At 61.3% G+C, this 11,260-nt stretch carries 10 protein-coding genes; 3 read left to right on the plus strand and 7 right to left on the minus strand.

From position 1 onward, the window contains the following. Positions 1–149: 149 nt before the first annotated feature. The 3 genes from EC919_RS10295 to EC919_RS10305 all read left to right on the plus strand — a co-directional run bounded on the left by EC919_RS10295 (position 150) and on the right by EC919_RS10305 (position 2,025). The gene (locus EC919_RS10295; protein ID WP_133773616.1) at positions 150–641 is read left to right on the plus strand and encodes an AAA family ATPase; all 492 of its coding nucleotides are present in this window, start codon (positions 150–152) and stop codon (positions 639–641) included. Between the two features lie 171 nt (positions 642–812). Next, complete coding sequence (locus EC919_RS10300) at positions 813–1,133, plus strand: hypothetical protein (RefSeq protein WP_037016364.1); 321 nt, start codon at positions 813–815, stop codon at positions 1,131–1,133. A 142-nt stretch (positions 1,134–1,275) separates the two neighbouring features. Beyond that, entirely contained in the window at positions 1,276–2,025 is a 750-nt protein-coding gene (locus tag EC919_RS10305) for a substrate-binding periplasmic protein (RefSeq protein ID WP_133773618.1), read from the plus strand. Between the two features lie 32 nt (positions 2,026–2,057). On the opposite strand, the gene EC919_RS10310 is transcribed toward EC919_RS10305, so the two are convergent. From EC919_RS10310 to EC919_RS10340, 7 genes are all read right to left on the minus strand, one after another. Then, on the minus strand, positions 2,058–3,017 hold the full coding sequence (locus EC919_RS10310) for a quinone oxidoreductase family protein (RefSeq protein ID WP_133773620.1): 960 nt from the start codon (positions 3,015–3,017) through the stop codon (positions 2,058–2,060). Between the two features lie 38 nt (positions 3,018–3,055). Continuing rightward, positions 3,056–3,229, minus strand: coding sequence for a DUF1427 family protein (locus EC919_RS10315; protein WP_133773621.1), 174 nt, complete (start codon positions 3,227–3,229; stop codon positions 3,056–3,058). A 133-nt stretch (positions 3,230–3,362) separates the two neighbouring features. Further along, positions 3,363–4,139 (minus strand): AraC family transcriptional regulator, encoded by a 777-nt coding sequence (locus tag EC919_RS10320; RefSeq protein ID WP_133773623.1) that lies wholly within the window; start codon positions 4,137–4,139, stop codon positions 3,363–3,365. 816 nt (positions 4,140–4,955) lie between these two features. Further along, positions 4,956–6,224, minus strand: a complete 1,269-nt coding sequence (locus tag EC919_RS10325) for an OprD family porin (RefSeq protein ID WP_133773625.1) — start codon at positions 6,222–6,224, stop codon at positions 4,956–4,958. A 243-nt stretch (positions 6,225–6,467) separates the two neighbouring features. Continuing rightward, positions 6,468–6,698: a hypothetical protein gene (locus EC919_RS10330; protein ID WP_133773627.1), complete on the minus strand. Its 231-nt coding sequence runs from the start codon at positions 6,696–6,698 to the stop codon at positions 6,468–6,470. Between the two features lie 179 nt (positions 6,699–6,877). Continuing rightward, positions 6,878–7,984, minus strand: coding sequence for an agmatine deiminase (gene aguA, locus EC919_RS10335; protein WP_133773629.1), 1,107 nt, complete (start codon positions 7,982–7,984; stop codon positions 6,878–6,880). 171 nt (positions 7,985–8,155) lie between these two features. Next, entirely contained in the window at positions 8,156–11,074 is a 2,919-nt protein-coding gene (locus EC919_RS10340; RefSeq protein WP_133773631.1) for an aminotransferase, read from the minus strand. Positions 11,075–11,260: the final 186 nt, after the last annotated feature.

Raw genomic sequence — 11,260 nt, forward strand, 5'->3', positions numbered from 1 at the left:
AGGCGGGCCTTTTTTGTTTGGGCGTTTCAGAGGGGGAGTTGGGACACACATTTACCAGCTGAAAAGCCTCAGCCATCTCGACCCTGCACCTCATTGTCCCGGCCTCAATCCACGGGCATCATCGTGCTTCGACATAAGGACGCGTCTTCATGGCCAACCCCACACTCCACCTCCTGTGCGGCAAGATCGCATCCGGGAAATCCACCCTAGCGAATTCCCTAAAAGCCGAACATGCCGCGATCCTGCTGACTGAAGACCATTGGCTCTCAAGGCTCTACCCAGACCAGATCCACTCGGTCGGAGACTACGTAAAACTCTCAAGAAGACTCCGAGATGTCGTAGGCCCTTTGGTCATCGACATGCTAAAGGCCGGGATCAATGTGGTTCTCGATTTCCCCGCCAACACTCCCGCAGACCGCCACTGGTTACGCAGTCTGGCTGACACCGCCCATGCTTCTCACAGCCTTCACTTCCTCGACGTCGACGACGAAACCTGCCGAGCCCGGCTGGACCTCAGAAACACGCGCGGAGATCATGACTTCGCAGCGACTGACGCGGAGTTCGATTTGATCACCAGTTACTTTGTGGCCCCACATAAGGAAGAAGGGCTCAACGTGGTCATTCACCAGGATCACGCCTAAACGGCTGCCACCCGGAGAGAACCCAGCCATCAGGCTCAAATGGCGCCCTTAGATTCAAAGCGCCCCCTCCCCCATCCCGCCCCCATCGAGTAACGTATACCCATCCAACGGGCCCTCGCGTCTGCGTCAGGACAGCGACCCGCCATCAGAATCACGATAGAAGGCCCAACCGTGCACAAAGTCCGATTGATCAAGTACGTCTGGACCCACCAGACCCCGGAGATTTCGTCCGAATGGTCCAAGCTGCTCTACGAAGTGGAGCTGCCGTTCGTCCCTTTCCATGGCTTGAACATTCAGTTGCCGATGCAGCGTGTCTGGCGGATTCGGGATGTCGAGTGGAACGTCGAAGAGCAGACCTTCCGTTGCCATATCGAGGACCAGTTCATGAACCTGCTGGACGTGGACGACTCGTACGAGGACTGGATCGAGACGTTGCTGGAGTGTGGGTGGGTGCTGAGCGGGCGCTACACCAATGAGCACAACAAGACCTGAATCGCCGTCGCTCAACTATTCCCCCGGAATTGACGCAGGATGCGCGGTTTGCCCGGCAGAGATAACGAACAGGTGCCAGACTGGATAGCAGACCAGGCACATGGACTGTCACGGCGCCCTATTCCCTCTGAGCATGACTGCCATGAAATGGATTTCCTGTTGTATCCGTTACGCGGCCAGCGCGCTGTTGGCGTGTTCGTCAGCGGCGTTTGCGCTGCCGGTGGTTGACGTGTACGTGGCCGAAGCGCCACCGCTGACCATGGCCAGTCAAGGCGACCAGCATGGCATCGCGGGCGACATTAGCCTGCAAGCCATGGCGATGGCCGGGTATTCCGCTCACCTGCTGTCGCCGCCGTGGCCGCGCGCGCAACGCGACGTGGCGCTTGGGGCGAATAAGCTCATCGCGCCGCTGACCCGCACCCAAAGCCGAGAAGGCAGCTTCACCTGGATCGCGCCGCTGATGACGATGGACCGGGCGTTTTTCAGCCTTGATCGTCATGTCGAGAGTTTTGAAGAGGCGCGCAAGGCCTTCAAAATGATTGCCGTGGGCAGTGGCTCGGCGCAGGAGACGCGGCTACGTGAGGAAGGTTTTTCCGCCGCGCAGATTTATCCGCTGAAGATTGGCGAGAACCCGGCGCTGATGTTGCTCAAGGGCCGGGTGGATGCGTGGTTCAACGGCGTGCCGGAGACGCTTTATATCTGGAAGCAGATCAGCGACCGCCCGCTTATGATGAGCCGGGCGTTGATGACCGCCGATCTTTATCTGGCGTGCTCGAAAGACTGCGACCCTCAGATGGTCGAGAAGCTGAGGACCGCGATCGATACGCTGCAGTCAGACGGCTCGATCAAACGCGCCCAGCATGACTACCTGAAAGGGTTGCCCGTCCAGTAGGGCAGCCTGGCTCCAAGGCTCGTGATTGCCTGTTACGGCAGCAGAATCACCTTGTCGGCACCGCCCTGATTCACTTCGGCGTAACGCGCCAGGCCTTCTTCCAGCGGCGACTCGATCAGCCCGGTCGGCAGCGGCAAGGTGCCATCGTCAAACTGTTTGCCGAACTGCTCCAGCATCCGCGCGCAGGCTTCCACGCCATACAGCAGCGAGTTGATCCCCACCACCGAACCGCCTTTGCGGTACAGCGCCAGCGCCGGCAATTGCACGTGGCCGTCCACCGGCGCGGCGATGATTGCGATGCGGCCGAACTGGGCCAATGCCGCCACAGAAGCCGGTAGCCAGAAGCCCGTGGTGTCGAAGATCACATCGGCGCCGCCTGGAAAAACGGCGTTCACTTGGGCGCTGAGGTCTTCCGGTTTGTCGAGCTGGATCGTGTTGAAGCCTTGCGCTTGCAGCGCTTGCAGCTGGTCCGGTTTACGCACCGCTGCCAGCACCTGGGCGCCACGCACTTTCGCCAGTGCGATGGCGGCGCTTCCGACTGCGCCATTGGCACCGATGACCAGCAACCGGGTGCCGGCCTGCACGAGGCTGCGCTCGAGCGCGTCCCATGCCGTGGTGTACGGAACGCCCAGACTGGCGGCCTGAGTAAAGCTCAGCGATGCAGGCTTGATCGCCACGCCTTTGGCCGGCAGCGTGATGTAGCCGGCATGGGAGCCGTCGCGGACAAAGCCGATTTCCTTGCCGGTGCCCCACACTTCTTTGCCGATCAGTTCCTGCGGGCCTTCGACGACCACGCCCGCGAAGTCACGACCCGGAATGCGTGGCATCGTGGTGTAGGGGAAGCGACCCAGGACGTTTTTCACGTCGCTGGGGTTCAGGCCTGCTGCCTTGATCTGCACCAGAACTTCGCCGGCCGCCGGGACCGGCGTGGGCAGATCGACGACTTCCAGCGCAGCCAGGTCGCCGGTGCGGGAGAATTGCAGTGCTTTCATGATGGGTTATCCAGAGTTGGGAAAGGGAGGTCATCGGTTCAGGACGCCAAGTTGGAGAAGAACTGCTTGCCCACCGGCCACAGCCATTCACCGGCCTGCATGCCGAGCAGGCCAACCAGTGCGACCAGAGGCGGTGCAGGTGAACGGAAATCCAGCAGGCCATAGAGCAAACCGACGGCGATACCGATGGCGAGGGAAATGACGTAGCTCATGACAAACTCCGGTGCGTGGGACGCGCGGCTCGACGGCGGCGCGACAGCGTTAAGCGATGACCAGAGTGTAAGGAGGAAGGGCAAGGGCTACCGGCCAAGTGCTTCTGAATTTCGGACAGAGTCTGCGCACACGTTAGCTGGCTGGATCAACGACCGGGTACTGAGAAGGCGCGATGCCCAGTTCGCGGCGGAACATGTCGCTGAAACTGCTCGGCGAATATCCCATGGAACGGGCGATGGCGTTGACCGGTACGCCCTGGATGATCTCCGCCACCGAAGTCGCCAGTTGCACCTGCCGCCGCCATTCGGCGAAGCCCATGCCGAGCACCGCCTGAAACAGCCGGGACAGCGTTCGCACACTGGCGCCGGCGTTTTCCGCGTGCTGCTCGAATGACACATCAATGGACGGCTCGATCATCACCGCCTGACAGACGCTCATCAGCCGGCGGTCGCTGTCATCGGGCATCGGCACTTTCAGCAACGAACGCCGGGCGCGTTTGAGTTCGAGCAGGGCCAGGTTTACTACGGCGTTGTAGTAGTCCGATTCCTTGTCCTGCTCGGCCACAAGGCCGACGATCAGCTCGCGCAACAAGCGACCGACTTCCAGGACCTCAACCGTAGGGTCGAGGGTTCTGGCGAGTGCCGGGCGCAGGTAGATGTTGCGCATTTCCAGGTCCGACACGACGCGGATGCCATGGGGCACGCCGGGCGGCAACCAGACCGCGCGCTGTGGTGGCACGACCAGCGCTTCGTTGGGCGTCTCGACCCACATCACGCCCGACATCGCATACAGCACCTGCCCCCATTCATGCTCGTGGGGCTCGATGTACAGCCCGCGCGGATACGTCCGTGACAAAGGCTGCACGGGGACGGCGGTATTGGAAAGGTCAGGTGGCGCGGCGATTGCCATGGTGAAACCGGTGGGAGTGGGGATACGGCGATGGTAGCGGGAGAGCGGGCGGGATCGCCAGTGCAGTGGATCATGGACCGTTTCTGTGGATGGTGAGGCTGGCGAAGTCCGTAGGAGCCGGCTTGCTGGCGAAGGCGGTGGGTCAGCGACGGCGCGTTGTCTTCGCCGACGCATTCGCGGGCAAGCGCGCTCCTACAGTGGGTAGGCGTCAAACCTTACGTATGGGTTGTGTGCAAATCCGCAGGAGCCGGCTTTCTGGCGAAGGCGGTGGGTCAGCGACGGCGCGTTGTCTGAGCCGACGCATTCGCGGGCAAGCGCGCTCCTACAGTGAGTCGGCGTCAAACCCGACGTCTGGGTTGTGTGCAAATCCGTAGGAGCCGGCTTGCTGGCGAACGCGGTGGGTCAGCGACGGCGTGTTGTCTGAGCCGACGCGTTCGCGGGCAAGCGCGCTCCTACAGTGGGTCGGCGTCAAACCTTACGTATGGGTTGTGTGCAAATCCGCAGGAGCCGGCTTTCTGGCGAAGGCGGTGGGTCAGCGACAGCCGCGTTGTCTGAGCCGACGCATTCGCGGGCAAGCGCGCTCCTACAGTGGGTCGGCGTCAAACCTTACGTCTGGGTTGTGTGCAAATCCGCAGGAGCCGACTTTCTGGCGAAGGCGGTGGGGCGGCGTCAAACCTCACGTCTGGCTTGTGCGCAAATCCGTAGGAGCCGGCTTGCTGGCGAATGCATTTGTTCAGCCACCGTAGTGGTGAATGACGTGAACGGTTCGCCAGCAAGCCGGCTCCTACAGATCCATTTCAGCCAGCAGGCTTCACCTCAAAATACGTTGATCGGGTAATCGACGAAGATCCGCGTTTCGTTACCGCCAACGTTGTACTGGTCCACATCGTTGGAGACGCGCAGGAACGAGTTACGCAGGCGCACCGAGAGGTCTTTGACCGGGCCGCTCTGGACCACGTAGGTCAACTGGCTGAACAGTTCGCGCTCTTCGCCACGCCCACGACCGCTGCCGTCGTCGATGTTGTCGCCGCGCACGTAGGCCACGCGATAGCTCAGGCCCGGGGTCACGACGGTGGCCAGGTTCACGCCGTAGCCCAACTGCCACGAACGTTCGTCCTTGCCGTTGAAGTCCGACCAGTAGGAGTTCGCCAGGTAGATGGTGTTGCCGCCATCGCCGGTGCCGCCTGCGTTGCGGTAGCCGCCGTAGGTGTAACCGGTCTCGCCGGTGCTGCGCTGATGTGCGAGGGTGAACGAGTGGATGCCGACCGCCCAGGTCGCCGCCAGGCTCCAGATCTTGTTGTCGCGGGCGTCGTCGACGGCGAAGTCCTTGTCCAGCTTGGTCTTGTAGCCGTTGAAGTCGAAGGTCAGAGACTGATCTTTCGGCATCGCCCAGACGTAGTTCAGGTTCACGTACTGCTTCTTCAGCACGTCCTCGTCGTCGGAGGCGTAAAACGCGGCGCTGAGGGCCTCGGTGAATTTGTAGCTGCCGCCGTACACGTTGATGCTTTTCAGATCACCGCTGTCGCGGCCTTCGGCGCTCTTGCGGGTTTCGGCGGTGAAGCGGCCGGCCACCAGCGTGAGGCCCTTGATCTCTTTGGAGGTGATCATGGTGCCGGTGTAGGACTCAGGCAGCAGGCGCGAGCCGTCGTAGGTCAGCACTGGCAGCTCGGGCATCATGTCGCCGTACTTCAGTTCGGTATTGGACACCCGGAATTTGACCGCACCGCCAAAACGCGACAGGTCATCCGCCGCATTGCCGCTGTCGCCCTGCTTGAAGAAGTCGATACCGCCTGCGCCGCTCTTGCCCTTGCCACCGTCCAGACGCGCGGCGTACAGACCGAAGGCGTCAACGCCCACGCCCACCAGGCCTTGGGTGAAACCGGATGTGTAGCCGGCCATGAAGGCCTGACCCCATTCCGAGCGGTCCTGCGGTCCGTTTTTATAATCGCGATTGATGTAGGCGTTGCGCAGGTTGATCTTCAGGCTGCTGTCTTCGACGAAGCCTTTGGAATCTGCCTGACCGTCTGCCATGGCGTGAGTGGCGGCGAAGATGCCCAGAGCGAGCAGGCCGATACGCTGTTTCATCTTGTTGTCCTTGTGAGCGGATTAATCGCGCGCTGTGGCAAATGCCCCGGGTGGGCAGCTGCGTCTTCCGGGACTGGAGGAGTTCCGAAAGCCCGCACGAAATCATCGCAGTGGACTACTGATGCACGTACATGGCGCTAGGCCACAGGCGGTGGAGGCGCGAATGCTAGCCCCCGTCTATCGAGGGTGTCAATTTGATGGGGGTCAAACGGAGGCTCTGCAATGCCTGTTGCCGTACCTTCGTCAGCTGTGAAGCACGCCCAGCAGCGCTTCGATCTCCGCGTCGTTGATCAGTCCGCTGGGATAACGCTTCGACAGCATCTTGCGAAAATCACCACGTTGTTTCAGCGCATGCTCGTCGTGCATGGGCACCATCGGGATCCGGGTCGTCCGTAACCAGTCCGCCATCATCTGCCGTGCTTCACTGCTCGCAGAAAAACCTCGAGTCACTCGCAACTCATGACCTGCGTTCATAAGGACAACCTCTTATGTCGTGGACTGCGAAATCTACGGAGCTTTTGTTACAGATGGACGACCCGGCAAGCGCATTACACGCCTCTGGGATCCTATCTTCATCTGGCCGACCGGAAACCGTCCGCCCATAAAAAAGCCCATCGTCTGATGGGCTTGATAACAGCAAGAAGCGAACCAACTCAGCCGCGATGAGGTGCCGGCTGCTGCTGCGTCAGGCAGTGAATGTTGCCTCCACCCAGCAGCATTTCGCGGCCCGGGACCATGACCACCTCGTGTTCAGGGAACAACTGCTGGAGGATTTTGCGGGCCGTGTCATCCATCGGATCGTCGAAACACGGAGCAATGATGCCGCCATTGACGATCAGAAAGTTTACGTACGAACCGGCCAGGCGCACCGATGGGTTGCGCTCCTGACTGCCATGCACCTGATCCACGCCGGCGCACTCTTCTTCAGTCGCAAACAGCGGGCCGGGGATCGGCATCTTGTGCACGACGAACGGACGTCCCTTGGCGTCGCGGGCATTTTCCAGCACCGCCATGGCCGCCTGGCAACGCGGGAAATTGGGGTCTTTCGGATCATCTGTCCAGGCGAGTAACACTTCGCCGGGGCGTACGTAGCAGCAGAAGTTATCCACATGCCCGTCGGTCTCGTCGTTGTACAAACCATCCGGCAGCCAGATTATTTTCTCGACCGACAGGTGATCGCGCAGCACGGCTTCGATGTCTTCGCGGGACAGGTGCGGGTTGCGGTTGCGATTGAGCAGGCATTCTTCGGTGGTGATCAGCGTGCCCTCGCCATCGACGTGGATCGAGCCGCCTTCCAGCACAAACCCTTCGGTGACATAGCGCGGGCAGCGCTCGATTTCCAGCACTTTGCTGGCGACCTGTTCATCCAGGTTCCACGGCGCGTACAGCCCGCCGTCAAAACCGCCCCAGGCATTGAAGCCCCAATTGACACCACGGACCTCGCCCGCGTCGTTGATGACGAAGGTCGGACCGGAGTCGCGCACCCAGGCATCGTTGCTGCTGAGCTCGACGACACGAATGTTGGGCACGTTCAGTCGTGCACGGGCGTTGTCGTACTGTGCAGCCGAGACGCCAACAGTGACAGGCTCAAAACGGGCGATGGCCTTGGCCACGGCGACGTGATCGTTTTGCACCGGCTTGCCACCCAGACGCCAGTTGTCAGGGCGCTCGGGCCAGATCATCCAGGTTTGCGTCTGTGGTGCCCACTCGGCGGGCATGTAGAAGCCATCGGCGCGGGGGGTGCTGTTGAGAGTGGTCACAGTAATCAGAGCTCCATGAAACGACGAAGGCGTCTACGGCAAAGGAAGACAGACGTTATAGACGATAAAAATCGGATTTAAAAACATTAACGGAGCAAAGGTCGGATATTCGGACGGCTAATGCCGATATATATCGGAGTAAAGGTCAGTTCGCGACGGACAAGAACCCGCTCAACCCTCCAGCTCATTCAGCACCTTCGACACGTTATCGACAAAGAAGTCCACGCTTCGACGGCTGGTCACCATGGGCGGTTTGATCTTGAGAATATTCAGATAATCCCCTGTAGGTTGCATGAAGATCCCCCGCTCACGGAGACGATCACACAAGTAGGTCGTTTCCTCGGTTGCAGGCTCCAGCGTCTCTCGGTCGCGAACCAGCTCAAGCCCCAGATAGAACCCCGAACCATGAACGGCGCCGGCCAGCGGATGTTTGTCGATCAGCGCTAGCAGGCGCTCCTTGAAATAGCCGCCCACCACGCGGGCGTTTTCCCACAGCTTTTCTTCTTCCATGACGTCGAGCACCGCCATGCCGATGCGGCAACTCACCGGGCTGCCGCCTGACGACGAGAAGAAATAGCCTTCAGCCTCCAGCGCTTCGGCGATCTCGCGACGGGTGATGACGGCGCCGAGGGGATGACCGTTGCCCATGCCCTTGGCCATGGTGATGATATCGGGCACCACGCCCTGCTCTTCAAAGCCCCAGAAGTGATGACCGAGACGGCCGTAACCCACCTGCACTTCGTCAGCGATGCACACGCCGCCCTGGGCGCGGACTTTGTCGTACACCTGCTGCAAGTAACCCGGCGGCAGCGAGATTCCGCCGGCGTTGCCGTATACCGGTTCGCAAATGAAGCCCGCCACCTGCCGACCTTGCTCCTTTAGCGCGGTCAAGTGCGCGTCTACGCTGCGCAGGTAGAGCGGCGTGCTGTCCGCGCCACGAAACTCGCCACGATAGGTATTGGGCGCGACCACGGGATGCACCCAGTCCGGTCGCGTGCTCAGTGCTTGCGGGTTGTCGGCGATGGATGTCGAGATGGCATCGGTCGCCACCGACCAGCCGTGATAGGCCTCCAGCACGCTCAAGACATCGCGCCCGCCGCTGTAGGCCCAGGCCAGACGAATCGCCAGATCATTCGCCTCGGTGCCGCTGTTCACCAGAAACACCCGATCCATCCCGGCAGGCGCCAACTTCAGCAGCCGCTCGGAAAACTCGGCGATTGCCGCGTAATGAAAGCGTGAATTGGTGTTGAGCAGCGACCACTGCCGCGCGGCAACCTGGGCCATGCGCGGATGACCATGACCGAGCACTGCGACGTTGTTGAGCATGTCCAGATAAGAACGGCCCTGCAGGTCGATCAGGTGGTTGCGCCAGCCGCGCTCGATGTGCGGCGGGTCCTGATAATAATGCTTTTGCGAACGGGCGAAGCTCGCGTCGCGACGGGCGAGCAACGCGGCAGAATCGGCCAGCACGGGCGCATCGCAATCGAAACCCAGCAGCCCTTTGGGGGACGGACACAGCGCACGCCACGCAGAAGCTCGCGAAGGCGTGGTAAACAGCGGCGGGCTCACGTCCGGTTCCGAGCACAGCTGCACGATCAACGCACCGCCGCCCTGCCCGATCACGTCGCCCGCGCCGAACTCAACGCCTGAGTCGAAATCAGAACGCACGCCCCACAGGCGTAGACTCACTTCGGCGCCCACCAGCTGCAACGCGCCATCGGCGGTGTGACGCAGGCTCCCGGCAAATGGCGCATGAACAGCGGTGCCGTGGGGGATCTGCAATTCGGTATGCAGCGCGAAGGTGTCCGGCTCTTTCGCGCTGTCCGGCAGCGTGCGGGACAGCCGGTATTCGCCATAGCGACTGGCGCTCAGCCCGTGGCGTTGGGCCGCGTCTTTCAGCAGTTGTTCATCAATGCCGTTTTGTTCCCAGTTGCCCGCTACGAAATGCTCGCTGAGCGCACCCAGATCGACGAGGGTAAAACTCTGCCCGCTCAAGCTCGGTAACAGCAGCGAAAACGGCTCGGCCTCTTCGTCCGCTTCCCATTCACCCACCGCGTCAACAATCGCTGCCTCCATCAGCGCAATCGGCACGGAGGTAGCGACATCGAAGATGTTCCACTCGCTGGCCAGATTGGCCTGGATATAACGGTTGTCCGGCTCGATGCTCGCCTGTTGCTCGCTGCTCAAGACCAGCACGGCCGAGCGCGCAAGGATCAACGGCCACAGCGCCAGCAGTTCCTCGCTCTGGAGCGGGTTGATTTGGTGGTAAGCCTGAATGGCGGGCAGGATGAAGAACGGATCGCCGTCGGCGTGGTGCAGCAGCGCGGCGCAGGTCACCGAGAGATCGGCGATCCGCCACGTGCGCACCAGATCACCAAAGTCGATCAACCCTTGAAGCTGCCACTGGCAATGAGCGTCTCGGGCCCAGACCACGTTGTACTCGGTGATGTCCATGTGAATGGCCTGGACCGGCAGCGACGCCACCAGCGGCAGCAAATAGGCCTGAGCCTGCTCGGCAGCCTCGGCGATGCACGCGCGCTTGTCGGCATCCGCGATGACCGGGAGCAAGTGCTCGACCAACGTGAAGGCGTGGCGCGGGTCCCACTGCAGCACACGGTCCAGACCTGGGTGGTCGAACCCGGCCAGCGCTGCATCGACTCGGGCACAAAGCTGCGCCAATCCGGTCACGATGTGCCGGTTCAGATGCGCCACATGGGCCAGTGATTGCCCGTCGATAAATTCCAGAACGCGCAGGTGTACAGCGTTGCCTTTGTGCTCGACGGACAGCAAGCCCTCACCCTTCAGCGCCGGCATTACTGCCGGCACGCGCACCTGCGGCTCCCTGCTCAGATGCCGCAGCGCTGCGTGTTGCGCGGCAAGCTCGGTGGCTGAATAAGCGCCGTGGCAGATCTTCAGTACGAACCGTCGCCCGTCAGCGCAGTCCAGCAGGAAGTTTCGGTCCTGATGGCTGCCCAACTCCTTCAACGTCCCCGACAACCCGTAATGCGTCGCCAGCCATTCGGCGGCCTGCGCGGCGTCGACGTCCGGGCATGGCAGGCTGGAGCGGCGAATCAAGGTGTCGAGCGACATGGAGAAAGTCCTGAGGGATAGAGGTGCGCAAACAATATCGCCAGTTGCGCGACCGTTAATCAACCCCGCGCCAATTGCCTATGCGGAAATGCGTTGAAAGACCGATAGATAGGGCAGGCGTTAAGTCCGTGAAACACCCGCGGCGGTTTTATGGCGCTAATTGCGATGGGCCATCAATTAATATCA

The organism is Pseudomonas graminis (assembly GCF_004364335.1).
In the GTDB taxonomy this organism is placed as follows: Bacteria; Pseudomonadota; Gammaproteobacteria; order Pseudomonadales; family Pseudomonadaceae; genus Aquipseudomonas; species Aquipseudomonas graminis_D.